The sequence below is a fragment of the Salinicola socius genome (genome assembly GCF_001937195.1).
Taxonomy (GTDB): Bacteria; Pseudomonadota; Gammaproteobacteria; order Pseudomonadales; family Halomonadaceae; genus Salinicola; species Salinicola socius.
The window spans coordinates 52,347-77,387 of record NZ_MSDO01000031.1; the positions used below are offsets into that span (position 1 = coordinate 52,347).

22 protein-coding genes are annotated in these 25,041 nt (G+C 63.1%); 12 read left to right on the forward strand and 10 right to left on the reverse strand.

What is annotated here, in order from left to right; all coding sequences use genetic code 11:
• Nucleotides 1-163: 163 nt before the first annotated feature.
• The 3 genes from BTW07_RS17930 to BTW07_RS20220 are packed head-to-tail and all read right to left on the reverse strand — an operon-like array spanning nt 164 to nt 4,635.
• On the reverse strand, nt 164-3,352 hold the full coding sequence (locus BTW07_RS17930) for an efflux RND transporter permease subunit (protein WP_075571532.1): 3,189 nt from the start codon (nt 3,350-3,352) through the stop codon (nt 164-166).
• Complete coding sequence (locus BTW07_RS17935; protein ID WP_244158446.1) at nt 3,352-4,278, reverse strand: efflux RND transporter periplasmic adaptor subunit; 927 nt, start codon at nt 4,276-4,278, stop codon at nt 3,352-3,354. The genes BTW07_RS17930 and BTW07_RS17935 overlap by 1 nt, the downstream gene beginning before the upstream one ends.
• Nucleotides 4,279-4,284: 6 nt before the next feature.
• Nucleotides 4,285-4,635 (reverse strand): efflux RND transporter periplasmic adaptor subunit, encoded by a 351-nt coding sequence (locus BTW07_RS20220; RefSeq protein WP_244158448.1) that lies wholly within the window; start codon nt 4,633-4,635, stop codon nt 4,285-4,287.
• A gap of 174 nt (nt 4,636-4,809) precedes the next feature.
• Here BTW07_RS20220 and BTW07_RS17940 point away from each other — a divergent pair, with 174 nt between their 5' ends.
• Nucleotides 4,810-5,481 carry a TetR family transcriptional regulator gene (locus tag BTW07_RS17940; protein WP_075571533.1) on the forward strand — a complete coding sequence of 224 codons (672 nt, stop codon included), beginning with the start codon at nt 4,810-4,812 and terminating at the stop codon, nt 5,479-5,481.
• Between the two features lie 135 nt (nt 5,482-5,616).
• Nucleotides 5,617-6,570: an SMP-30/gluconolactonase/LRE family protein gene (locus BTW07_RS17945; RefSeq protein WP_075571534.1), complete on the forward strand. Its 954-nt coding sequence runs from the start codon at nt 5,617-5,619 to the stop codon at nt 6,568-6,570.
• 17 nt (nt 6,571-6,587) lie between these two features.
• On the opposite strand, the gene BTW07_RS17950 is transcribed toward BTW07_RS17945, so the two are convergent.
• The 3 genes from BTW07_RS17950 to BTW07_RS17960 form a co-directional block, all read right to left on the reverse strand.
• Nucleotides 6,588-7,430, reverse strand: coding sequence for a fructosamine kinase family protein (locus BTW07_RS17950; protein WP_075571535.1), 843 nt, complete (start codon nt 7,428-7,430; stop codon nt 6,588-6,590).
• Nucleotides 7,393-9,249, reverse strand: a complete 1,857-nt coding sequence (locus tag BTW07_RS17955; RefSeq protein ID WP_075571536.1) for a monovalent cation:proton antiporter-2 (CPA2) family protein — start codon at nt 9,247-9,249, stop codon at nt 7,393-7,395. Before BTW07_RS17955 ends, BTW07_RS17950 begins: the two co-directional genes overlap by 38 nt.
• Nucleotides 9,250-9,350: 101 nt before the next feature.
• Nucleotides 9,351-10,523 carry a GNAT family N-acetyltransferase gene (locus tag BTW07_RS17960; protein WP_075571537.1) on the reverse strand — a complete coding sequence of 391 codons (1,173 nt, stop codon included), beginning with the start codon at nt 10,521-10,523 and terminating at the stop codon, nt 9,351-9,353.
• A 132-nt stretch (nt 10,524-10,655) separates the two neighbouring features.
• Here BTW07_RS17960 and BTW07_RS17965 point away from each other — a divergent pair, with 132 nt between their 5' ends.
• Nucleotides 10,656-10,955, forward strand: a complete 300-nt coding sequence (locus BTW07_RS17965; RefSeq protein ID WP_232823768.1) for a DUF4190 domain-containing protein — start codon at nt 10,656-10,658, stop codon at nt 10,953-10,955.
• A gap of 71 nt (nt 10,956-11,026) precedes the next feature.
• Nucleotides 11,027-12,202: a nicotinate phosphoribosyltransferase gene (gene pncB, locus BTW07_RS17970; protein WP_075571539.1), complete on the forward strand. Its 1,176-nt coding sequence runs from the start codon at nt 11,027-11,029 to the stop codon at nt 12,200-12,202.
• A gap of 136 nt (nt 12,203-12,338) precedes the next feature.
• Here the strand turns inward: pncB and BTW07_RS17975 are convergent, their stop codons facing one another.
• The 4 genes from BTW07_RS17975 to gap all read right to left on the reverse strand — a co-directional run bounded on the left by BTW07_RS17975 (nt 12,339) and on the right by gap (nt 16,355).
• Nucleotides 12,339-13,142 (reverse strand): dienelactone hydrolase family protein, encoded by an 804-nt coding sequence (locus BTW07_RS17975; RefSeq protein ID WP_075571540.1) that lies wholly within the window; start codon nt 13,140-13,142, stop codon nt 12,339-12,341.
• 109 nt (nt 13,143-13,251) lie between these two features.
• Entirely contained in the window at nt 13,252-14,553 is a 1,302-nt protein-coding gene (locus BTW07_RS17980) for a GGDEF domain-containing protein (RefSeq protein ID WP_075571541.1), read from the reverse strand.
• Between the two features lie 64 nt (nt 14,554-14,617).
• Nucleotides 14,618-14,938: a hypothetical protein gene (locus tag BTW07_RS17985; RefSeq protein ID WP_075571542.1), complete on the reverse strand. Its 321-nt coding sequence runs from the start codon at nt 14,936-14,938 to the stop codon at nt 14,618-14,620.
• A 415-nt stretch (nt 14,939-15,353) separates the two neighbouring features.
• Nucleotides 15,354-16,355 (reverse strand): type I glyceraldehyde-3-phosphate dehydrogenase, encoded by a 1,002-nt coding sequence (gene gap, locus BTW07_RS17990; RefSeq protein ID WP_075571543.1) that lies wholly within the window; start codon nt 16,353-16,355, stop codon nt 15,354-15,356.
• A gap of 250 nt (nt 16,356-16,605) precedes the next feature.
• On the opposite strand from gap, the gene edd reads away from it, so the two are divergent.
• The 8 genes from edd to BTW07_RS18030 all read left to right on the forward strand — a co-directional run.
• Nucleotides 16,606-18,456 carry a phosphogluconate dehydratase gene (edd, locus tag BTW07_RS17995; RefSeq protein ID WP_083942050.1) on the forward strand — a complete coding sequence of 617 codons (1,851 nt, stop codon included), beginning with the start codon at nt 16,606-16,608 and terminating at the stop codon, nt 18,454-18,456.
• Nucleotides 18,453-19,412 (forward strand): glucokinase, encoded by a 960-nt coding sequence (gene glk / locus BTW07_RS18000; RefSeq protein WP_075571545.1) that lies wholly within the window; start codon nt 18,453-18,455, stop codon nt 19,410-19,412. The genes edd and glk overlap by 4 nt, the downstream gene beginning before the upstream one ends.
• Nucleotides 19,409-20,326: a D-hexose-6-phosphate mutarotase gene (locus BTW07_RS18005; RefSeq protein WP_075571546.1), complete on the forward strand. Its 918-nt coding sequence runs from the start codon at nt 19,409-19,411 to the stop codon at nt 20,324-20,326. Before glk ends, BTW07_RS18005 begins: the two co-directional genes overlap by 4 nt.
• The gene (locus BTW07_RS18010) at nt 20,323-21,198 is read left to right on the forward strand and encodes an aldo/keto reductase (RefSeq protein ID WP_232823769.1); all 876 of its coding nucleotides are present in this window, start codon (nt 20,323-20,325) and stop codon (nt 21,196-21,198) included. Before BTW07_RS18005 ends, BTW07_RS18010 begins: the two co-directional genes overlap by 4 nt.
• A 107-nt stretch (nt 21,199-21,305) precedes the next feature.
• A complete protein-coding gene (locus BTW07_RS18015) occupies nt 21,306-22,274 on the forward strand; it encodes a carbohydrate kinase family protein (RefSeq protein ID WP_075571547.1) in 969 nt (322 codons plus the stop codon).
• Nucleotides 22,275-22,503: 229 nt separating this feature from the next.
• The gene (locus BTW07_RS18020) at nt 22,504-23,205 is read left to right on the forward strand and encodes a CoA transferase subunit A (protein ID WP_075571548.1); all 702 of its coding nucleotides are present in this window, start codon (nt 22,504-22,506) and stop codon (nt 23,203-23,205) included.
• A 1-nt stretch (nt 23,206) separates the two neighbouring features.
• A complete protein-coding gene (locus BTW07_RS18025; RefSeq protein ID WP_075571549.1) occupies nt 23,207-23,854 on the forward strand; it encodes a CoA transferase subunit B in 648 nt (215 codons plus the stop codon).
• A 16-nt stretch (nt 23,855-23,870) separates the two neighbouring features.
• On the forward strand, nt 23,871-25,041 hold a 1,171-nt coding region (locus BTW07_RS18030; protein ID WP_075571557.1), incomplete at its 3' end, for an acetyl-CoA C-acetyltransferase.

A 25,041-nucleotide genomic window follows, 5' to 3' on the forward strand; every position in this document is an offset into this window, starting at 1 on the left:
CCCTGTCTACAGATATATGCCACCGGCCGGGAAGCGTCAAAGCCTGTTTGGAAGATTGCCGAGTCCATGGGAGGAGTCGATGAGAAGAAGCCAATAAAAAAGGCAACCTCCAAGGGAGGTTGCCTTTGAAAGACCGAACCATCGGTCATATCGACTTCAGAAATTAGTGGCTGTCGCGAGCTTCCTGGTGGCTATCGTTACGCGATTTGCCCTTGCCGAACCTCGATTGCAACCCGTGTGTGACTTTCATGATCAGCACGTAGGTCGCCGGAACGAAAATCGTGGCCAGCAGCGTGATCGAGATCATCCCGCCCACCACCGGCGTGCCGATCTGGTTACGACTCGCCGCACTGGCGCCTGACGCCAGCGCCAGTGGCAAGGTGCCGCCGATGAAGGCCAGCGAGGTCATCACGATCGGACGGAAACGTTGACGAGCCGCCACCTTGGCTGCATCGATCACCGACAGCCCCGCGTGCTTGCGCTGCTGCTCGGCGAACTCGACGATCAGGATGGCGTTCTTCGCCGCCAACCCGACCACCACCAGCAAGCCCACCTGCAGATAGACACTCGTGCTCAAGCCCGCCAGGTAGACCGCGAGAATCGCGCCGACGAAGGCGAACGGCACTGCCGACACCACCGCCAACGGCAACGTCCAGCTCTCGTACTGCGCCGCCAGAATCAGGAACATCATGATCACGCCGAACGACAGTGCAAGCGTCGCCGCGGTACCGACATTGACCTGCTGATAGGCCTCGCCGCTCCAACCCATCCCGTAATCGGTGCCCAGCGTGTCGGCAACGACTTCCTGCATCGCCTGCACCGCTTCTCCGGAGCTGTAGCCCGGCGCCGGCCCGCCGGAGAACTGAGCGGCCGAATAGGTGTTGTAACGCTGCAGCACCGACGGGGCCTTGTCACGAGTGAGCGTGACCAGCTCGGACAGCGGAATGCGCTGACCATCGCCACCGCGCACGTAGACCTTGCTGAGATCATCCGGATTGCGTCGGAAATCGTCCTCGGACTGGAGATAGACCTGGAAGTTGCGGCCCGAACTGGTGAAGTAGTTGACGAACGCACTACCGAAGGTACTCGCCATGGTGGTGTTCAAATCGCCGATGTCCACGCCCAGGCTCCGGGCCTTCTCGGTGTCGACATCCGCCTTGTAGACCGGCACGTTGACATCCAGCGACGAGAACACGCCCGCAAGCTCAGGCCTTTTGGCCGCCGCCTGCATCACCTTACCCGACGCCTCGGCCAATTGCTGCGCGGTATCGCCGCCGTAAGCCTGAAGATAACCGGTAAACCCGCCGGTGGGCGACAGGCCCTGGATCGGCGGCAGGTTGAAGGCAACCGTCTTTCCGCCCTGAATCTGGGCACCGATCTGCATGATTTTCTGGGTCAGCTGATCGATGGTGATATCGCGATCTTCCCACGGTTTCATGGTGACGAAGACCGTGCCCTTGGCGGTATTGGGCGAACTCGACAGAATGTCGAAGCCCGGAATGCCGGTCACGTAATTGATTCCGGGAACGGCATCACGCAGCCGCTGGCTCAACTCCTGCACGTAGGCATCCGTGCGCGCCACCGACGACCCTGCCGGCAGGCTGACCGAGGCCAGCGCCACGCCCTGGTCCTCGGAAGGCAGAAGCGCCGCCGGCAGCTGGGCGAAGATCAACCAGGAAACGACACCGGCGGCAGCCAGACCTACCAGCACCAGCCACAGCTGATGAATGATGAAGTTGGTGATCGCCATGAAGAAGTCGGTGATCTTGTCGAAGAGCTTGTTGAACCAGTCGAACGGCTTACGAATGACGCGCACGAAGCCGGACTGCTGGATGCGATCCTGATGCTTGAGGAAGATCGCGCTCATGGCGGGCGTGAACGACAATGCCACGATCGCCGAGATCGCGACCGAGATCGCGATGGTGATCGCGAACTGCTGGTACATCTGTCCGGTCAGGCCGCTCATGAAACCCACCGGCACGAATACCGCCGACATGATGAACGCCGTCGCGATGACCGCGCCGGAAACCTCTTTCATCGCTTCGAGCGCCGCACTGAACGGAGTCGCCTCTTCGTCTTCCTCCATGATGCGTTCGACGTTCTCGATCACCACGATGGCATCGTCCACCACGATACCGATCGCCAGTATCATGCCGAACAGAGACAGCAGGTTGATCGAGAAATCGAGCAGATACATCCCGGCAAACGTACCCACCACCGAAATCGGCACTACCGACATCGCCACCAGCGTCGAACGCCAGCTCTGCAGGAACACGAACACGATCACCGCGACGAGAAGCAGAGCCTCGATGAACGTGTGTTCGACCGACTGGATGGAAGCATCGATGAACAGCGTGGTGTCGTAGGGGATCTCGAAGTCCAGTCCCGGCGGGAACCGTGTCTTGAGATCCGCCATGGAATCCTTGACTTCCTTGGCCACGTCCAGCGCATTGGCCCCCGGCTGCAGATAGATCGCAATCGGTGCAATCGGCTTGTTGTTGACGTAGGCCTGAATGCCGTAGCTGTTCTTGCCCAGCTCGATCCGCGCGACATCGCTCAAACGCAGCGACGAGCCGTCAGCGTTGGTTCGCAGGATGATGTTCCGGAACTGATCGACGCTCTCGTAACGACCTTCGGTGGTGATGGTGTACGTGTACGGCGTCGGGTTGCTCTGGGGCTCGGCACCGAGCTTGCCGCCCGCCACGACCGCATTCTGTGCCTGGATCGCCGAAGACACCTCTGCCGGCGTCAGATCGTACTGCGCCAGCTTGTCCGGGTTGAGCCAGACCCGCATGGCGAATTCCTGGCTGCCAAGGACTTCCGCCTGCCCGACGCCGGGAAGCCGCGAAAGCTCGTCCGTCACATTGATGTTGGCGTAGTTGGTCAGGTAGAGCGAATCGTAGGCATCCGAGGTCGACGTGATACCGACGAACAACAGGATGCTAGACGAACGCTGTTCGACGGTGACGCCCTGTGACTGTACCTCGCTCGGGAGCTGCGACAACGCCCGCTGAACCCGGTTGTTGACGTTGATCGTCGCCGTCTGCGGATCGGTACCGATATTGAAATAGACACTCATCGACATCTGACCGCTGTCGGAACTCGACGAGGTCAGATAGATCATGTCCTCGGTGCCATTGATCTCCTGCGCGATGACGGATGCGACCGTGTCGGAAACGGTCTGGGCACTGGCGCCGGGATAGGTCGCGGAAACACTGATCGTCGGCGGTACCACGGGAGGATACTGCTCGATCGGCAACGTCCTCATGGCCATCAGGCCAATCAGCGTAATGATGACCGAGACGACCGTGGCAAAGATCGGGCGCCTGATGAAAACGCTGGCAAAGTTCATCAGTTGGCTCCGTTCTGTCCGTCTTGGGCATCACGACGGGCGCCCTCGACGCCTTCACCACCCTTTGCATCAGGTTCCTGGGACGGATTTTCGCCAGCGTTGTTCTGCGGTGCAGGCACCTTGCCGGTGAACGGCTGGGCATCGATCTGATCGCCGGCGGAGATGCTGCCGATCCCCGATACGACGACACGATCGCCGGGCTTCAGGCCTTCGGTGATGATCTGCCAGTCGCCGGCGATCTCGCCCAGCGAGACGAAACGCGATTCGGCCTTGCCTTCACCGTTCACCACGAACACCTGAGGCCCCTTGAGACCTTCGGTCACGGCGATGGCCGGTACGGCGTAGACGTCGTAACGCATCACATGCGGCAGAGAAATCCGTACGAACTGTCCGGGCAGAAAGAGCTGGTCATCATTCTGGAACACGGCCTCGGCCTGTACCGTGCTGGTGGACTCATCGACCCGGGAGCCCAGGAAGTCCAGCTTGCCGCGCAACTGGAGCGCGTCCCGAGAGGCACTTTCCGTACCCGGCGCGGTCAGAATCACGGTATCCGTTGCGCCTTCGTCTTCCTTCTGGCGCTGCTGGCGCAGCGAAAAGGCGTCATCGGCGGGCAGCGAGAAGCGAACCTCGATCGGATTCAGCGGGGTGATGGTCGCCAACTCCTGGGGCGGCTGCACCAGGTTGCCGACATTGATCTCGCTCAGGCTGATCATGCCGCTGACCGGGGCGTTGACCTCGGTATAGCTGAGATTGATCTGGGCGCTGTCCAGTGCCGCCCGCGCCTGTGCCAGCGCCGCCTGCGCCGTGCTCAGGTCTGCCTTGGCCTGGTCGCGCTGCTGCTGGCTGACGGAGTTCTGATTGTAGAGCCGGGCGTAGCGCTCGGCATCACGCTTGGCACGGGAAACCTCGGCCTGCGCACTCTGCACGTCGGCCTAATTCTGTTTTACCGTCGCTTCGTAGGGCGCCTGTTCGATGGTGAAGAGCTTGTCGCCCTTCTCGACCATGCTGCCCTCGCGATAGTGCCGCGCTTCCAGGACGCCTTCGACACGACCCATGACGGTCACTTCGCGGTTGCTGCGAACCTGAGCGGGATATTCCTTGGAGAGCGCGACATCGTGCGCCTCGACCTCCATCACTTCCGCTTTCGCGGGCGGCTTCTGCTGTTGCCCGCCACCTTGTTGCTTCGCGCTCTGCTGATCATCGCCGCCGCAGCCGGCCAATACCAGCGACAGCAACAACGCCCCACCGAAACCGAGGGTGCAATTCTTGAGATTAGGGCGCATGAGTCTCCGTCCTGGAAGAATGATACTTAAGTTAATGTGGCGAGCTTACAGGCATACATACATGAATGTAAACTTGAAGAGAAATTGGTTATGCTCTGTCGACGGCGGTTTTAATCACACTCCAATAAATGCCGGTCCACGCTCGCCCACCACTCACCTGTCGACGACATCCCCATGCCCAAACGCACCAAGGCCGAAGCAGAGGCAACCCGCGAAGCGCTGTTGGACGCGGCCGAAGTCATTTTTCTCGAACGCGGCGTGTCACGAACTTCGCTCGAACAGATCGCGCGTCAGGCCGGCATGACTCGCGGCGCCGTCTATTGGCACTTCAAGAACAAGTCCGACCTGTTTCACGCCATGCTGGACCGGGTCAAGATGCCACTGCGCCAGTTACTGGATGATGTCGAGGACCCGGAGCGCCCGCGAGCGCCACTGGAAAGCCTTCGTCTCGCCACACTTCATGCCTTGGCCAGGCTGCAGCGCCCTCGGTCCCGGCGGGTTCATACGATTCTTTTCCACTGCTGCGAGTCATCCAGTGACGTCGATATTCTCGATCTCCATCAGAAGCTCTCCGATGAGTGCTTCGAAACCATGGTCGAGCGCTTTCAGGAGGCGCATCGCACCGGCACCCTGGTCGAAAGCGTCGAACCGGAGATCGCCTGTCGCATGCTGATGTCGATGTTTCTGGGCCTGATGCATGACTGGCTCCGCGGCCCCGACCGCTACGATATCGGCGAGATCGGGCCGCGCATCATCGATACCTTCTTCGAGCGTATAACGCTTTACCCGACAGCGGGCATTGGCACGTCCTCTGCACCCACCGAATCTTCCGGGTCAGTGCAGTAACGCGACGACGCCGGATCGACACTCCCGGTTCGGCGTCGGAGGCCCCATTTTCGTCACAAGACACTTTCGTCGCAAAGACATTACCGCCGCGAGCCTCGACACTGGGCAATTTCCAAACCGACAAGATTGCCTACCATGCCCTACCCTGACTGGCTCGTCATCGAAGACGAACGTTTCTCTTCCCTGATCCTGCTCAACGGCCAGCTCGATCATCTCTGGCAAGCGGGCCGCTGGTGCGAAGGACCTGCCTATTCTGCCGCCGGACGCTATCTGCTGTGGTCGGATATCCCCAACGATCGCATTCTGCGCTACGACGAGAACGACGGCCATGTTTCCACCTTTCGCCAACCCTCGGCGTTCAGCAACGGCCAGACCCTTGACCGGGAGGGTCGCCTGATCACCTGCGAGCACGGCAGCCGCAGCGTCACGCGCACCGAACACAACGGCCGCGTCACCACGCTTGCCGATACCTTCGAGGGCGCCCGACTCAACTCGCCCAACGACGTCGTGGTCAAGTCCGACGGTTCGGTCTGGTTCACCGATCCCAGCTACGGTATCGATAGCGACTATGAAGGTGGTAAACGCCTTTCCGAGTTGGGCTGCCACGTCTATTGCCTCACCGTCGACGGCGCGCTGGTTCGGGTGGCCGACGACTTCGAGAAGCCCAACGGCCTGGCCTTTTCCCCAGACGAGGCGTGGCTCTACGTTTCCGACACCGGCGCCACGCATCGTGATGGCGGCCCCCGTCATATCCGTCGCTTCCGCGTGGAGGAGGGTTATCGCCTGAGCGGCGGCGAGGTGTTCGCGGAATCCGACCGCGGGCTATTCGACGGATTCCGCCTGGACGTCGCCGGCAATCTCTGGACGAGCGCCGGGGACGGCGTTCACTGCTATGCCCCGGATGGCGCGCGCCTCGGTCGCATTCTGGTTCCGGAAACCGTGGCCAACGTCTGCTTCGGCGGTATCAGTCGCAACCGGCTGTACATCTGTGCCACCACGTCGCTCTATGCGCTGACGCTCAATACCCGCGGCCACCACATCATCGGCGAGGCGGTTTCCCCCTCCGATGTCCGCACCCCGACACGCTGACGATCGTTGAGATACCGTCAGCCGGCCAACACGCGATCCACCACCCGCGAGACGCTTCCGAGATAACCCGGACCGAACAGATAGAGATGGTTGAGCAACGGATATAGCTGGAACAGCGCCTCGCGTCGTTCCCAGTCCGCAGGGCGTTCACCATTCCAGTAGGCCTCGAAGAACGCGTCGCCCGGGCCGCCGAACAGGGTCAGCATGGCGACGTCTACCTCCGGATAGTGCCGATAGATGGCGGGATCGATGATCGCCGGTCCGGTCGGCGTGAACAGCACGTTGCCCGACCATAGATCGCCGTGGACCAGCGACGGCGATACATCGGGCAGCCAGCTTTCGAGCGACTCGGCGAGGCGTTCGATGCGTTCGGCGAGCGCGGCGTCCAGCAACCCCTGCTCGCGGCACAGTCTCACCAACGGCAGCAAACGACGCTCGCGCTGGAACACGCGACCGTCCGCCAGCGACGCGTTGGGCTGGGGCGTCAGGCCGCAGGCGTTATCCCGCGGCCAGCCATGTTCGGCCCCCGCCTCCCGCGAATCCCGGTGCATCTGGCGCAAGCCTGCGCCCAGCGCCGCGGCATCACGCGGCCCCGTGCCATCCAGGGCTTCCATCACCAGCAGATCACCGTCCTCTGCCAGCACGGCGGGCACGATGAGATCGCGACAGACGTCGCCCAGCGCCCTGAGACCGTCGGCCTCGCCGGCGACACGCTGTGGCGAATCCTGTTTGACGATACAGGGCGTCGTACCATCGACCCGCCATAGCCCCGCACCGCTGTCGCCACCGGAAAGCGGCGTGAGCACGCCATCCGTTGCGAGTTCAAGCGCCGCGAGCCGGCGCTTCAGTGTCTGCGTCATCGCGGGTCTCCTCGTGGTCGTTGGCGGCGACGTCTTCTTCGCGTTGGCTGTCGCGGGCACGTCCGCGATCGAGCTCCTGCTGAAACAGCGATTGCAGCTCGGCCATGGCCGCCTTCTCGGTCGCCATCAGCTGCTCGGTATCGTTGCGATGGGCGTAGGTATCCTTGAGCAACTGATTATCGAAATCGCGAAAGGTGCGCACCGCATTGATGGCATTGGCGCTGGGATAGCCCAACCCCTTGAGCACCTCGACGCTCATCTCCATGCTCGAGGCGAAGGTTTCGCGAACCACGCCATCGACGCCGATTTCCATCAGCTTCCAGGCGTGATGCCGGTTACGCGCTCGCGCGTAGACGGTCAGATGGGGAAAATGCGTCTTCGCCAATTGTGCGATGGTCAGCGCGGCACTTTCGCTGTCCACCGCGATGACGAGCAGGCGCGCCTTGTCGATGCCTGCCGCGCGCAGCAGATCGAGCCGGGTGGCATCGGCATAGAAAATGCGCGAACCGAACCGGCGAATGAACTCGACCTGGGTGATGTTGGGGTCCAGCGCGGTGAAACTGATGCCCTGCATCTTCAGCATACGTCCGACCATCTGCCCGAAACGACCAAGGCCAGCGATGATCACCGGAGGGGTGTCGTCGCCGAAGTCGGTATCGAACGGCCGGCTCTCCTTGAGACGGTCACCCGCTCTCTCGCCCAGGCGATACAGAAACGGCGTCGCCGCCATGCTCAGCGTCACCGCCGCGATACACAGGCTGGCGATGCGCTGGTCGATGACACCGGCGGCTACCGCGGCGGTCAACAGGACGAAATCGAACTCGCCGCCCTGTGAAATGATCGCCGCCAGGCGAGGGATTTCCGTGCGGGGCAACCGTGCCAGCAGGCCGACGATCGCCAGTACCACCGACTTGGCCAGCGTCATCGCGATGGCCAGTCCCAGCACCAGCCAGACGTTGTCCAGCACCAACGCCAGATTGACCGACATGCCGACGGCAATGAAGAAAAGCCCCAGCAGCAACCCTTTGAACGGCTCGATATTGGCTTCGAGCTCGTGCCGATACGGGGTGTCCGCCAGCATCACACCGCCCAGGAAGGCGCCCAGCGCCATCGACAACCCCGCCCACTGCATGATCAGGGCCATCGCCAGCACCAGAAACAGCGCCGCGGCCGTGAATATCTCGTGGACATCACTGCGCGCGATCAGCGCCAGCACGCGGGGAAAGACCAGGCGACCGAAGGCAATGGCGGCGATCACCACACCAATACTTTGGGCGATGACCCAGCCGTTATCCGGCGCGGCATCGGCACGTCCGGCCAGAAACGGCAGCGCGGCCAGCAGCGGTATCACGGCCAGGTCCTGAAACAGCAGGATCGAAAACGCGCTCTGCCCGTGCGGCGTCGCCAGCTGGCGCCGCTCGTTGAGCACCTGCAGCGCAAAGGCCGTCGACGACAACGCCAGCGTGAGCCCGAGAAAGATGGCGATGCTCGGCGGCAGATCCAGCATCAGCCCGACCGGCATCAGCAGCGCCGCGCAGCCGGCCATCTGCAGAGTCCCCAGCCCCAGCAGACGTTTGCGCAGCGACCAGAGGCGCTTCGGTTCGAGCTCCAGACCGATGATGAACAGCAACATCACCACGCCGAACTCGGAAAAATGCAGTACCGACTCCGGTTCGGAGATGAAGCCGCTGATAGACGGCCCCGCGAGCAAGCCGACGCAGAGATAGCCCAGGATCGACCCCAGGCCCAGACGCTGGAATAGCGGAACCGCGATGATCGCGGCACCCAGCAGCACAGCCGCTTCGGTAAGAAAACCCATTGAATCTCTGTCCTCGTCACGGCGAGCGCTACCGCCCAGTATGATCGGGATTCAGCATATCACTCACGCTGGCAGCCCGGCTCGCGCCAGATGCCACGAATTCAGGATGCTGAATCCTTGAACGGCAAGCGGGACCGGCACTGCTCGAAATAGGCCTGAACATGGGCCCGTTCTTCACGACAGAAGCTCTCGACGGCATCACGAAACCCGGGGTGGTCCAGATAGTGCAGCGAGCGGCTGATGACCGGCGCGAAGCCCCGCGTCAGCTTGTGTTCGCCTTGCGTCCCCGGGTCGAAACGGGACAGGCCACGCGCCAGGCAGTGCTCGATCCCCTGGTAGTAGCAGGTCTCGAAATGCAGAAAATCGGCCTCGACCTCGCTGCCCCAGTAGCGACCATAGAGCGTTCCCTTTCCCTCGAGACCCTGCCCTTCGCAACCTCGTCCTTCAAAGCACAGCGCCGCGGCCACGGCCCGCCCTTCCACGCTGGCACGCACCAGCATCAGCGAATCGGTCAGGCCGTCGCGCAGCCGGATGAAGAATTCCAGCGTCAGATAGGGACGTTGACCACGCTCCAGATAGGTCATGCAGTAGCAGCGATAGAACTGGGCCAGCGCGCGATCGTCGATCTGCGTCCCGGTCAACCGCTCGAACACGAAGCCCTGCTCGGCCAGCTTGCGACGCTCGCGCCGGATCTCCTTGCGCTTGCGCGAACTCATCCGGGCCAGAAAGCCCTCGAAATCGCCGAAGTCATCGTCTTGCCAGGCAAACTGCACCGCCTGGCGCTCCAGCAGCGGGGCGTCGAATGACGCCTGCCAGTCGTCCACTTCGCCGCTTTCGGCAAACAGCAGGTGCCAGCTTTGCAGGCCGGTGTCACGAATCACCGGCGCCAACGCCGCGATCACCGCGCGTCGATCCACGTCTTCGACGACCGCCAGTCGCGGTCCCGTGGCGGGCGTGAACGGAATCGCCGACAGCGATTTGGGGTAGTAATCGCCCCCCGCGCGCTCCCACGCATCCGCCCATGACCAGTCGAACACGTACTCGCCGCGGGAGTGATACTTGGCATAGCGCGGCAGTACCGCCACCGCCCGATCGCCATCGAATACCATCAGGTGGTCCGGCTCCCAGCCGGTATCGGTGTTGGCGCAGTCGCAGGCTTCCAGTGCCGCCAGAAATTCGTGTCGCAGAAACGGATAGCGATCGCCGACAACGGCATTCCAGAGCGGCGCCTGGCTGGCGGCCAGACTTCCGATATTTTCGACCCGCAATGCCATCCCGTCTCTCCTGTTACGCGTTTCGGTCATTTGCCCCTCGTTGCTCCCTGTTCCGGTTTGAAAACGTCGAGAGCCATGGGCAAGCGTGCGATACTCACGAGACAATCCTGGATTCGTGAGCCGCTCCATACGATGACATTCGCCTCTTCTCCTCCCGATCAGCCAACGCCGCCACCAGCGCCTACCAACACCATGGCCCTGGTCGCCTTCGCCCTGAGCGTGGTGGGGACTCTGGTGCCCCCGGCCGCCTTGGGCGGCGTCGTCTGCGGCCATCTGGCCCGACGCCAGATTCGCCGCAAGCACGAATCCGGCGACAGCTGGGCACTGGCCGGGTTGATATTAGGCTATCTGCTGATTCTGTTGTCGCTGGCAGGTCTTTTGCTGTTCGGCGGTTTCGTCGCGACAATGTTCGGTATCATGGTATTCGTGTAATCAATCCTCTTGAAGAAACGCTCGCTGGTGATACCGACCGCGGATTGTGTTCATGCTGATGACGAGTTTTCATGCTGACTTCGCTTATCGATAACGATTTCTACAAGATCACGATGCAGAACGCCGTGATCAAGCGCTTTCCCTACGCGCAGGCGCGCTACGCGTTCATCAATCGTGGCGAGCATGCTTTTCCCGCCGGATTCGGCGAAGCGCTGCGACGCGAAGTGGACGCGATGGCCAGCCTCGTCCTGAGCGATGCGGAAAAGCAGTACCTCGAGACCACCTGCCCCTATCTCGATCCGACCTATCTCGATTTCCTGGCCGGTTTTCGCTACAACCCTGCCGAAGTGGTCATCGAGCAGACGGGAACCGAACTCTCGGTCACCATCGAAGGGCTGTGGTATCGCACCATCCTATGGGAAGTCCCGCTGATGGCGCTGATCAGCGAGCTCTGGTATCGCCTGCGCGGCGTCGAGCGCGATGACGATGCAACGGTCGAAGCGCGCACCCGGACCAAGATCGAACAGTATCAGCGGCTGGGCCTGAAAATCGCCGAATTCGGCACGCGCCGACGTTTCTCCTTCGATGTTCATGACCGGGTGGTCGGCGCGCTGCGGCATCACGGCGGCGAGGCGTTCAGCGGCAGCAGCAATGTGCTGCTGGCAATGCGCCATGGGGTCAAGCCCATCGGCACCCACGCCCACGAATGGTTCATGTTCCACGGCGCGCGCTTTGGCTTCAAGATGGCCAACAGTCTGGCACTGGAGCACTGGGTCGATGTCTACCGCGGCGATCTGGGCATTGCGCTGACCGACACCTTCACTTCGCGCGCATTTTTCGAGAGTTTCGACAAGAAGTTCGCCAAGCTCTTCGACGGCGTGCGTCACGATAGCGCCGACCCGATCGACTTCGCGGCGTCGACCATCGCCCACTACGAGAAGCTGGGAATCGACCCGCGCAGCAAGACGATCATCTTCTCCGATGCCTTGACGCCGGAGAAAGTCGAGCGAATCCAGTCGTTCTGCCAGGGCCGTGTCGGCATGGCGTTCGGCATCGGGACCAACTTCACCAACGATGTCGGCGTCGAACCGATGAACATGGTGATCAAGATGGTCGAGGCCAGACCGGAAGGCCAGCACTGGCTGCCGGTGGTCAAGCTCTCCGACGTTCCCGACAAGCATACCGGCGACCCCGAGATGATCGCCCTGGCCAAGCGCGTTCTCGCCCTTAGCCGTCCTTATGACTAGCCATCCTTAAGACTGGCCGCCCCTGGGGCTAGTCTCGATCGACCACAAAAAAACCACGAACGTGACCGCTCGTGGTTTTTTTGTGGCTTCTGTTTTCTGGCCATAGCCTGTATTCCTGACCATGGCCGCCGGGCAGCTACTGATTCAACGCCTCATCCAGCGTCAGCAGCGCGGCCTGCCAGGACGCGGCATCCGCGGCGGCGTTGTAACCGAGCGGAAGATCGTACTTCTCGGCCAGCGCGTCAGCATCCGGATTGGTGAAGGCGTGCTTGGCGCCAGGATACTGCACCACGCGAACATTGGCGCCGTCCTTCGTCAGCGCCGCCGCCATACCGTCGAGCGCCTCGGGGTCGACCAGCGAATCATCCTGACCGTTGTAGATGCGCACCAGACCATCGAACGGCTGCGGGTTGGTCACCACCTGAGTCGGGCTGCCATGAAAGCTGATCACGGCGTCCAGTGGCATTCCCGCCAGCGCCATGTTCATGACCACGCCACCCCCGAAGCAGTAACCGATCGCTGCCATCCGGTCCTCGCGCACGGCGGGATGCTCCCGCAACGCCGCCATCGCCGCCTCCAGGCGCGCTCGCGCCGAAGGCCAATCCTGCATGACCTGGCTTGAGAATTCCTTGGCATCCTTGGGATGCTGAGCCACCTTGCCATCCCCGTACATATCCACCGCCAAGGCGACGAAACCCAGCGCGGCCAGCTGGTCGGCCTTGTGCTTGATGTAGTCGTTGACCCCCCACCATTCATGCACCAGCAACACGCCGGGGCGAGGCTCGTCATCGCCGGCGTTGTAGGCAAGATATCCCTGATAAGTCTGGCCGCCCGTGGTGTACTCGAAAGTCTCTCCCTGGACATGCGGACCCTCGACCTCTTCGGCCCACGCCGACACACACATCAGGCTGAGCAGCGAGGCCAGCAGTAATCTTCCCATTATCGTTCCCCTCTTTGACTGGCTTGGCGCCTGTTCCTGCGAATACCGATCCTGCTCGAAACCGACCCTGCTGATTGCCGACTGGGCGAAGGCAGGCTCGAACGGCGCCTCAGAGCGCCTGCTGCACACGATCCCTTCCGTGCTGCTTGGCATCCTGCATGCCCGCCTCCGCCCGCGCCAGCATGGCCTCCGCGAGCTCCCCACCGCGCCGTTCGGCGATTCCAAGACTAACCGAGAAAGACAGCCAATGACCATGAAACTCCACTCGGGTCGACGCAAAGCGGCCACGCAGTTTCTCGGCAATGGCAGCCGTTTCCTGCAATGACTTGCCACTCATCAGCAGCGCGAAAGAGTCATCGCCCAAACGGCCGAAGCTGAATCGTTCTCTCAGTGTCGCCCGGCACATTTCGCCGATACAGCTGAGCACGAGGTCGCCGCCCTCGCGTCCCCACGCCTGATTGATGTCGCTGAAATGATCGACATCGAACACGATCAGCGTGAAGCGGGCTCCCGCGTCTGCGCTGGCGAAGGCGTGTCTGAGCAAGCCCATGAACGGCTCGCGATTGAGTGCCGAGGTCAGCTCGTCCGTGGCGGTGTACGCGTTCCACTGCAGCGACTGCTGGCGGCGACGGGTGATGTCCCTGGCGATGGCGACCCAACCCGGCATCACTGACGGCTCCTCGGGCGGCCCCAGCGGCAACGGATAGGGCGAAAAATGGATCTCGAACCAGCGATATCCGCCATCCCGGTGCCTCAATCGCAGCTCTACCATCGGCGAACCGGCCTCCGCGCCCCCCTCCACCAGCAGCCGCCGAATCCGAGAACCATCCTCCGGCGCCATCAAAGCGAACAGCGAAGCCGAGAGCAGCGACGCCGTGGTCACGCCCAGCGTCTCTTGCGTGTTACCCGCGACATAGTGGCAGTCGAGGTCTTCATCGAGCGCCATGATGATATCGCCACCATGATCGAGCAGAGACTGCAGCGGCGGGCCATCCTTCGCCGCCGCGACGGGGCTCGCCTGCAGCAGCCCGACCAGAGCCTCTACCGCACCGCTCGCGTCACGCTGAATGCTGACACTGTCATCGACCGCGCACTGCGAGCCATCGCGCCTCTCGATGACGTAGGAGAGCCGCACCGCAGAGTCGCCCCGGGTCATTGCCTGCTGCAGTTGCTCGAGCAACGGCCAGCGCTCGGTTTCGGCAACCTGCGCCAACCACAGCTCGGGTTGAGACGCATGATCCGCGGCAGACCGGTGACTCAACGTGCTGATGGAATCGGCGACAAAGCGAACCTCGCCCAGCCACCAGGCCGAGTCGGTGGCGTAAGCCGTACCGGGCAAGGATTGCAGCCACTGTTGCGCTTCCGCGCCCAAGCTTCGCTCGCCATGCACGAAGGCATCCCTCGAATCCATGCACTCCGGCCTCGTCTCGCCGCGGTGCTGTTTCCAGGCGGCTGGGTGGTAAACCAGGATCGTGTCAGCGATAGCCGACACGACGTTGAGCAAATGCCGATGACGCGGACACGCCATCATCGGATGAAACCGGCGCGTCATCACTGCCTCGACCCCGTCGATCCTGCGCCGTCGGGCGCGGCCGACAGCAGGCGTCCGCCAGCTGGCGAAGCTCGTCGCGGGTCAATTCGAAGCGCTGTATCCCCGCCCGCTCTTGCCAGATCACGAAAATCACCGGTGTAGAACGGGCCTGGTCGACGCCCACGATCTTGCCGCGCCGCTCTTCTCCAGGGTCGTGGATGATTTCGCCAATCAGGCGATGCGCGTTGATGATGTTGTCCTGCATGGCGCCGCCAACCTCGATGCATGGTGAAAAAATGGAGCCGTAGGTGGCCTTACACTAGAGGGTCAGCCCGGCAACGCCAAGCCTGCCGACACAATTGACCAGCATACAGGGCTCTATCGACGCCAGAATGGATGACTTGAGCACAAAACAGCGGCTACTTCGAGCGCCAGCGGCTCCGTCACGATAGCGGAGGTAGCGGAGAAGCCCGCACTGCAAGGTGCCGGAAAGAGGATTTGGAAAGTGAACTTGGAAAGAGGAATCTGGAAGAAAATCGGGGAAGGGAAGATCCGGATAGAGATAACGCGGGAAACCATCGAAGCGAGGGGTGACAGATTCTCAGTCACCCCTCGCTCTACATCGTTGTCGGACGATTTCTTCCGGACGATTTCTTCCGGACTGGCTGGCCTCTTCCGGACTAGCTGGCCGCCTGCATCGCCAGCGCCGTGTCCAGCATGCGGTTGGAAAAGCCCCATTCGTTGTCGTACCAGGCCATGACCTTGACCAGACGGCCGTTCACACGGGTGTGGTTGGCATCGAAAGTGGAGGAGTTGGGATCGTGGTTGAAATCGATCGAGACCAGCGGCTGCGAGTTCACCGCCAGCACCGGTGACTTGGCGGCAGCCTTTTCGAGAATCTCGTTGATCTCTTCCTTGCTCGTGTCGCGACCGGCAGTAAAGGTCAGGTCCACCAGCGACACGTTGATCACCGGCACGCGCACGGCGAGACCGTCGAGCTTGCCGTTCAACTCCGGCAGCACCAGTCCAACCGCCGCCGCGGCACCGGTCTTGGTCGGGATCATCGACTGCGTGGCGCTGCGCGCCCGGTACGGATCCTTGTGATAGACGTCAGACAGGTTCTGGTCGTTGGTGTAGGCATGCACCGTGGTCATCAGGCCATTCTCGATACCCACGCTGTCCTGCAGCGCCTGAGCGACCGGTGCCAGGCAGTTGGTGGTGCAGGACGCGTTGGAGACCACGCGATGATCCGCCGTCAACGTCCCCTCGTTGACGCCAAACACGATCGTTGCGTCGGCATCTCCGCTGGGGGCGGAGATCAGCACCCGTCCGGCACCCGCTTCGATGTGCTTGGCGGCGGCGGCACGGCTGGTGAACAGGCCGGTACACTCCATCACCAGATCGACATCGAGCGATTTCCAGGGTAGCTGCGCCGGATCCCGTTCGGAGAGGATGCGGATGCTATCCCCGTCTACGCTCAGAGTATCGCTATCGTGGGTGACTTCGAATCCGAAATGCCCGTGGACGCTGTCGTGACGCAACAGGTGGGCATTGAGCGCCGGATCGCCCAGGTCGTTGATGGCAACGACGTCGATCCGATCCCGGTAACCGTTCTCGTACATGGCGCGGAGTACATTCCGACCGATACGGCCAAAGCCGTTGATGGCGACACGCAGTGTCATGGTGCTCTCCTCATTGATGACTTGATTCAGATGATGGCATGACGCGAACGTCGGGTGATGACGGCGCTGAAAGCCGGGGTGCCGTGTCATCACCGCAAGCTGCCGAATAGTCTAGTACACGCAGTCTAGAACATCGGAACGTGAAAAAATATTACCCCAAAAGACTAATACGAAAGGCGCATTCTCGAACAATGGCGATATTTTTTTGGTAAGTTTACCAAATAAACCTGACTGCTCGATGAGGCACACCATGACGCTCAACCCCACCTTGGATCGTGTGACGAGGCGCATCGAGGACCGCTCCGCCGACCGCCGCCGCCTCTACGAGGACCGCATGCAGCAGCAACATCGCCGCGGCGTCCACCGTGCCGAGCTCTCCTGCGGCAACCTGGCTCACGGCTTCGCCGCCTGCAACGCAGGCGACAAGAACAGCCTGAAGCTGATGAACAGTACCAATATCGGCATCGTCTCTTCCTATAACGACATGCTGTCGGCGCACCAGCCTCTCGAGCATTTTCCCGAACTGATCAAGAACGCCGCCCGGGGCATGGGCAGCACCGCGCAGTTTGCCGGTGGCGTGCCGGCCATGTGCGATGGCGTGACCCAGGGCCAGCCGGGGATGGAGCTGTCGCTGTTTTCCCGCGACGTGATCGCCATGTCGACGGCGATAGCGATGTCGCACAACATGTTCGATGGCGCACTCTATCTCGGTGTCTGTGACAAGATCGTGCCGGGTCTGTTCATCGGCGCCGCGCGCTTCGGCCACCTGCCGGCGGTGTTCGTTCCCGCGGGGCCGATGCCGAGCGGCCTGCCCAACGCCGAGAAATCGCGCATCCGACAGCTCTACGCCGAGGGCAAGGTCGGCCGCGATGCATTGCTGGAAGCGGAGTCGGACTCCTACCACAGCGCCGGGACCTGCACCTTCTACGGCACCGCCAACTCCAATCAGCTGATGCTCGAGATGATGGGCCTGCACATGCCGGGCACCTCGTTCGTCAACCCGGGCACCCCGCTGCGCGACGCCATTACCCGCTTCAGCACCGAGCAGGTGATTCGCAACAGCGACCAGGGCGGCGACTATCACCCCTTCTACAAGCAGATCGACGCCCACGCCATCGTCAACGCCATGGTCGGACTGCTCACCTCCGGCGGGTCGACCAATCACACCCTGCATCTGGTAGCGATGGCTGCAGCCGTCGGTCTGACCATCACCTGGGACGACTTCGCCGAGCTGTCGACGGTGATTCCCGGACTGACCCGGATCTACCCCAATGGTCAGGCTGACGTGAATCACTTCCATGCCGCCGGTGGCGTCAGCTTCCTGGTCCGGGAGCTGCTCTCTGCGGGGCTGCTGCATGCCGACGTGCGCACCGCCTTCGGCACCGACATGACGGCTTACACTCAGGAGCCGTTCCTGGAAGGGGATCGTCTGATCTGGCGTGAAGGCACGCAGCAGAGTCTCGACGAAGACGTGCTGCGGCCGGCGACCCGCCCCTTCTCGCCTACGGGCGGTCTGGCCGTGCTCGACGGCAACCTGGGGCGCGGCGTGATCAAGGTCTCGGCGGTCAAGCCCGAGTTCCGCCGAGTCGAAGCGCCGGTGCGCATCTTCGACGATCAGAGCCAGGTCAAGGCGGCATTCGAGAATGGAGAACTGGACCGTGACATCGTCGTGGTCGTGCGCTTCCAGGGCCCGCGCGCCAACGGCATGCCGGAACTGCATCAGTTGACGCCGTTTCTGGGGGTGCTGCAGGATCGCGGCCACAAGGTTGCACTGGTCACCGATGGGCGAATGTCAGGCGCCTCTGGTAAGGTACCCGCGGCCATCCACATCACCCCGGAAGCGGTCGACGCTGGCCCGATCGCCTACCTGCGCGACGGCGACACGGTCCTGCTCGACCCGGATAACGGCGTGCTCGAAGCGCTGGTGGATGCCGAAACCTGGGCGCAACGCGAACCGGCGACCTGCGACCTGGATCACTATCATCAGGGAATGGGCCGCGAACTGTTCGCCGGCTTCCGCCAACTGGTCGGCGGGGCCGAGGAAGGCGCGGCGACCTTTGGCGGCTTCGATGCCGCCGACTTGCCCGGAGGGCATACATGACGACTCCCGCCTTGATCGGCGACATTGGCGGAACCAACGCGCGCTTCGCGCTGGTCATGCCCGGTAGCGTCGAGCTTCAATCGGTCGAGACGCTGCCCTGCGCGCGCTATGCCGGTCTGGTCGAAGCCATTCAGGCCTATCTGAAACAGGTCGGCGCCGAGGCGCCCGAGGAAGCCTGTCTGGCATTCGCCTGCCCGGTTCATGAAGACTGGGTCAAGATGACCAACAACGACTGGGCATTTTCCAAGAAGGCGGTCGCCCAGGCGCTGGGGCTGTCCAACTTCAAGGTCATCAACGATTTCACCGCCCAGGCGCTGGGGATCCCTCATATCGACGAGAAGGATCTGGTCAAGATCGGAGAAGGTGAAGCCGAGGCCCGCCGCCCCCGTCTGATCATCGGCCCCGGCACGGGGCTTGGCGTGGCCGGTCTGATTCCCAGTCGACGCCACTGGATCCCGCTCACCACCGAAGGTGGCCACGCCACTTTCGCCCCCACCGACAAGCGCGAGCGACAGCTTCTCGACTATTTTCGAGCCCGCTACGGGCGCGTCTCGATCGAGCGTCTGCTGTGCGGTCAGGGCCTGCTCGACCTCTACCTCGCTCACGCGGCGCTGCTCAAGACGACCCCGCGCTACAATACGCCGGCGGAAGTGACCGGGGCGGCGCGGGCCGGCGACCGAGTCGCCCGCGAGACGCTGATGCGCTTTCTCAAGATCCTCGGCGGTTCGGCCGGCGACGCCGCGCTGACGCTCGGCGCCCTCGGCGGCGTCTACCTCTGCGGCGGCATCACCCCCCGGTTGATCGAATGGCTGCCGCGCAGCGACTTCCGTCGCGCCTTTGCCGACAAGGGCCGCCTTAGCGCCTACAATGCCGGCATCCCCACCTGGGTGGTGACAGCGCCGTGGACCGGATTGCTGGGCGCGGCGGAAGCCCTGCACAACGAGGAGGTGACATGATTCCCGATACGCTGCGGCAGTTGGTCGATGCAACCGACGGCCAGCGAGAGACCGAGTGGGAAGGCCGGCGCGTGCTGGTCATCAATGCCGACTGGGGGGAGCTTGCGATCTCGCTGCAAGGCGCCCAGTTACTGCATTTCCTACCTTTGGTCCCCGAAGCCGAGCGAGCCGAGGGCACCCGCCCGGCGTCCGGTGCGGAGGATGGCTGGCTGTGGGTCACGCCCACACCTCAGCCGATGCCCGGCGCCATTCGTGGCGGAATCCCGCTGTGCTGGCCGTGGTTCGCCGACGAGTCACCCGACGGCAAGGGCCCCATGCATGGCCCCGCGCGCACGGCGGCGTGGCGGGTCGATGCCATCGACGAGAGCGTGACCGGCAGCGGCGTCGAGATCCATCTCTCCCCGCAGGAACGGCTGCATGATCAACTCGTTCCCAACGCCGTGGTTCATGCCAACGCGCAGCGGCTCAGCGTCGAGCTGATGACGCGCCACGTCGGCACCACGCCGGTCAAGATGACCGCCGCGCTGCACACCTATTTTGCCGTCGCCGATACCCATCGATGTCGTATCGAGGGGTTGGCCGGCGCGCGCTACCTGGACAAGCTCGAACACTTCGCCGAGCATCACCAGCAGGGTGAACTCGGCATTCGCGGCGCGCTCGATCGCATCTATCAATCCAACCGCCCGGTGACTCTCGACGATGGTCAGCGTCGATTGCTGATCAGCAAGCAGGGCAGCGACTCGACTGTCGTGTGGCATCCCGGCGACGCTTTGCCGGGCGACACGCCGTCCGCGGTCGGTCAGCGTTTCTTATGCGTCGAAGCGGCCTGCACCCGGGTCGATCCGGTCTGGCTGGTGCCGGACGGCCAGCATCTCCTATCCACCACGATCGTGCGGGAGGCGCAGTCGGCGTGAGTGACGACCTGGTTTTCGATTCGCCCTTCATCCTGGGCATGATGCGCCTCAACGAGCGCCCCGAATTCGACGACGTCGAAAAATTTGCCGACTGGCTGGAAGCCCGGGTCGATCAGGGGTTGCACTGGTTCGATCACGCCGACAGCTACGGCAACCATCTGGGCGAACAGCGCTTCGGCGAGGCACTGGCCCGGCGGCCGTCGCTCAAGTCCCGGGTTCGGGTGGTGACCAAGGGCAATATCGTTCTGCCCCACCGCGACACCTCCCCTTTCGGGGTCAAGCATTACGACACCTCCGAACGCCATCTCACGCAGGTCATCGACGGCTCCCTTTCTCGTCTCGGCGTCGACCGTCTCGATCACTTCCTGCTGCACCGCCCCGACCCGCTGATGGATACCGAAGCCGCGGCGCGAGCGCTGGATGACGCCATTGCCGCCGGCAAGGTCGGCGCCGTAGGCGTCTCCAACTTCCTGCCGGAACAGTGGCGCCGCCTGCAGGCCGCGATGCACCATCGCCTCGGCGTTCACCAGCTCGAGCTCTCGCTGGCGCATCCGGATGCGCTGTTCGACGGTTTCTACGATGCCGTTCTGGCCGATGGGCTGGCGCCGATGGCCTGGTCGCCGTTGGGCGGCGGCTCGGTCTTCGAGGACGTGCTCGGCACGGCGCTCTCGCGGCTGGCGGAGCAGCTCAATTCGACCACCGCGGGGCTGGCGTTGGCCTGGCTGCGTCGTCTGCCCGGCAAGCCGATTCCGGTGACCGGAACGTTGAATGAAAGGCGTATCGACAATTTGCTGTTGAGCAGTAATCTCGAACTCGATCGCCCAACGTGGTTTGCACTGCTCGAGGAAGCGCGCAGTCACCGCGTACCGTGATGACGTTTGGTGCGGCAGTTTGCAGGATCAGAGCTCGATAAAGTCAGGGCTCGATGAGATCCCGAACGCCGCATCTCGATTCCGTTCGACAAGAGAGTCGGTAACCCATGACCCCCATCATCGCCTTCGGCGAAGCCCTCGTCGACATGTTGTCCAGCCGTCTGGGCGACGACAGCGGCCCCGAGACCTTCACGCCCTATGCCGGCGGCGCGCCGGCCAATGCGGCCGTCGCCTGCGCCCGCCAGGGCGTCCCCAGCCTCTTTCTCGGCATGATCGGTGACGATCGCTTCGGCGACTTCCTGGTCGACGAACTGACCCGCTATGGCGTCGACACCCAGCACGTGAGGCGAACCCGCGAGGCGCGCACGGCGCTGGCTTTCGTCTCACGCGATAGCCAGGGCGAGCGTCAGTTCGACTTCTATCGCCCGCCCGCCGCGGACCTGCTCTATCGGCGTGAGCATCTGCCGCCGGGCATCTTCACCGAGCCGGCCCTGGTGCACCTGTGCAGCAATAGCCTGACCGACACCGCCATCGCCCGCACGACGCTGGATCTCGCCAGCATCGCCCGGCGCGGCGGCTGCCTGATCAGCGTCGATGTCAACCTGCGCGCCATGCTGTGGCCGCAGGGCAAGATCGATATCGGGCTGGTCGAACAGCTGCTCGAGCGTGCCCATGTCATCAAGCTCTCCACCGAGGAGCTCGACATCCTGCGCGGCGATCGCAGCGTGGAGGAGTGGGTCAGTGCAAGGCTCGCCAAGTGCGCCCGACTGATCGTCATCACCGACGGCCCGGGGCCAGTCACTGCCCATCTGGCCGACCGTCAGCTGCAGACGACGCCGCCCAGCGTTCAGGCAGTGGACACCACGGCCGCGGGCGACGCCTTCATCGGCGGGCTGCTGGCCTCCCTGGCACGAGACGACGTGACCTGCGAGACGCTTTCCGACTGGCTGGCCAATGAAACGCGACTGACGGAGGCGCTGACGTTTGCCGCCCGCTGCGGTGCCTTCGCTGCCACGCGGGCCGGTGCCTTCGTCTCGCTGCCCGGCACCGATGATCTCGACGATCTGCCTCGCTAGTCCTCCACCTTTCCTGCCGCGAAGACGATTAGCGCCGCCCATGGCGGCGCATTCTACTATCGTCTAACCCGCCTGTGCCGCTTACGCCCGGATGATAATGTCCACATCCATCGGTCGCTTGTGACAGCGCGTGCCCGCCCGTTCATTGCTAGTCTGAACGGAGCTTTCGGGGTGACGCGATCGCTTCGAGACGACCTTTTGCGCGATTTCCGTTTCAGGACGAGGACACATGGACAAACTGTTTGGCAGCGCCGACGACGCGCTGCGGGGGCTCATTGAAGACGGCATGACGATGGCCGTCGGCGGCTTCGGCCTGTGCGGCATCCCCGAATCGCTGATCGTTGCCCTGCGCGACACCGGCAAGAAGGACCTGACGGTGGCCAGCAACAACGCCGGCGTCGACGGATTCGGCCTCGGGCTGCTGCTCGAATCGCGCCAGATCAAGAAAATGCTCTCCTCCTACGTCGGCGAGAACAAGGAGTTCGAACGCCAGTATCTCTCCGGCGAACTGGAGCTCGAATTCTGTCCGCAAGGGACACTGGCGGAGCGCCTGCGCGCCGGCGGCGCCGGTATCGCCGCTTTCTTCACCAAGACCGGCTATGGCACCAAAATCGCCGAAGGCAAGGAAGTGCGCGAGTTCGACGGCGAGCACTACGTCATGGAGCGTGGTCTGCCGGTCGATGTCTCGCTGATCAAGGCACAGGTAGCCGACAAGGCGGGCAACCTGCGCTTCAACAAGACCGCGCGCAATTTCAACCCGTTGGCCGCCATGGCCGGCAAGGTCTGCGTGGTAGAGGTCGAGGAGATCGTCGAGACGGGTGCCATCGACCCCGACGACGTCCACCTGCCGGGGATTTTCGTGCACCGCATCGTGCACAACCCGACGCCGGAAAAACGTATCGAGAAACGCACGCTCAGGGAGGTGAACTGAGATGGCCTGGACCAAGGAACAGATGGCCGAGCGCGCCGCCGGCGAGCTGCGCGACGGCTTCTACGTCAATCTCGGCATCGGTCAGCCGACGTTGGTGGCGAACTACATCCCCGAGGGCATGGACGTCTGGCTGCAGTCGGAAAATGGCCTGCTCGGCATCGGGCCGTTCCCAACCGAAGGGACCGTCGACCCCGATCTGATCAATGCCGGCAAGCAGACCGTCACTGCCCTGCCCGGCTCGAGCTACTTCGACAACGCCGAGTCCTTCGCGATGATTCGCGGCGGCCATATCAATCTGGCGATTCTGGGCGCCATGCAGGTCTCGGAACGAGGCGATCTCGCCAACTGGATGATCCCGGGCAAAATGGTCAAGGGGATGGGCGGCGCCATGGATCTGGTCGCCGGCGTGCAGCGGGTGGTGGTATTGATGAGCCACACCGCCAAAGGCGAACACAAGATCCTGGAAGCCTGCAATCTGCCCCTGACCGGCGTCGGCGTGGTCGACCGCATCATCACCGATCTGGGCGTGATGGATGTCACCGACAACGGGCTGGCACTGACCGAACTCGCGCCCGAAGTGACACTCGAAGAGATTCGCGAAGCCACCGGCTGCGCGCTGATCGACAAGCGGGAGACGGCCAATGCCTGATACCAACGCTACCGCCATGCGCGATGTTGTCATCGTCGCCGCCACCCGCACGCCGATCGGCACCTTTCAGGGCGGTCTCGCAAGCGTTCCCGCCGTGACCTTGGGCGCGACCGTCATTCGCCGCGTGCTCGATGGCATCGATCCGGCGGGCATCGATGAAGTGATCATGGGCCACGTGCTGCGTGCCGGGTTGGGCCAGAACACGGCGCGCCAGGCGGCGATCGAAGCCGGCCTGCCCGATAACGTGCCGGCGATGACCGTCGACAAGGTCTGCGGCTCGGGGCTCAAGGCCGTCCACCTGGCCGTCCAGGCGATCCGTTGCGGCGATGCCGACGCGATCGTCGCCGGTGGCATGGAAAGCATGAGTCTCGCGCCCTACGTGCTGCCGAAGGCGCGAACCGGGCTGCGCATGGGCCATGCCGAGCTGCTCGACAGCATGATCAGCGACGGCCTGTGGGACGCCTTCAACGACTACCATATGGGCATCACGGCGGAGAACGTGGCCGCGCAGTGGGGCATTTCCCGCCAGCAACAGGATGCCTATGCGGCCGAATCCCAGCGACGTGCCTCGAAAGCGCGAGAAGCTGGCCGTTTCGATGCCGAGATCACGCCGGTGAGCGTGCCGCAGCGACGCGGCGACCCGGTCGTCGTCGACCGTGACGAGCAGCCGCGCGACGGCGTTACCGCGGAATCCTTGAGCAAGCTCAAGCCGGCATTCTCCAAGACCGGCAGCGTGACCGCCGGCAACGCCTCATCGCTCAACGATGGCGCCGCCGCCCTGCTGATCATGAGTGCCGAGCGGGCCGCGAAGCTCGGTCTTCCAATCCTGGCGACCCTCCGTGCCTACGCCAATGCCGCCGTCGATCCGGCGACCATGGGTATCGGGCCGGTACCGGCGACCCGACGCTGCCTGAGACGGGCCGGCTGGAAGATCGACGACCTGGACCTGATCGAGGCCAACGAGGCGTTCGCTGCCCAGACGCTGGCCGTAGCCCAGGATCTGGGCTGGAGCCAGGACAAGGTCAACGTCAACGGCGGTGCCATCGCCCTGGGGCATCCGATTGGCGCCTCCGGCGCGCGCATTCTGGTAACGCTGTTGTACGAGATGCAACGCCGCGACGCCAAACGCGGCCTGGCGACACTCTGTATCGGTGGCGGTCAGGGCGTGGCGACGGCAATCGAGCGGA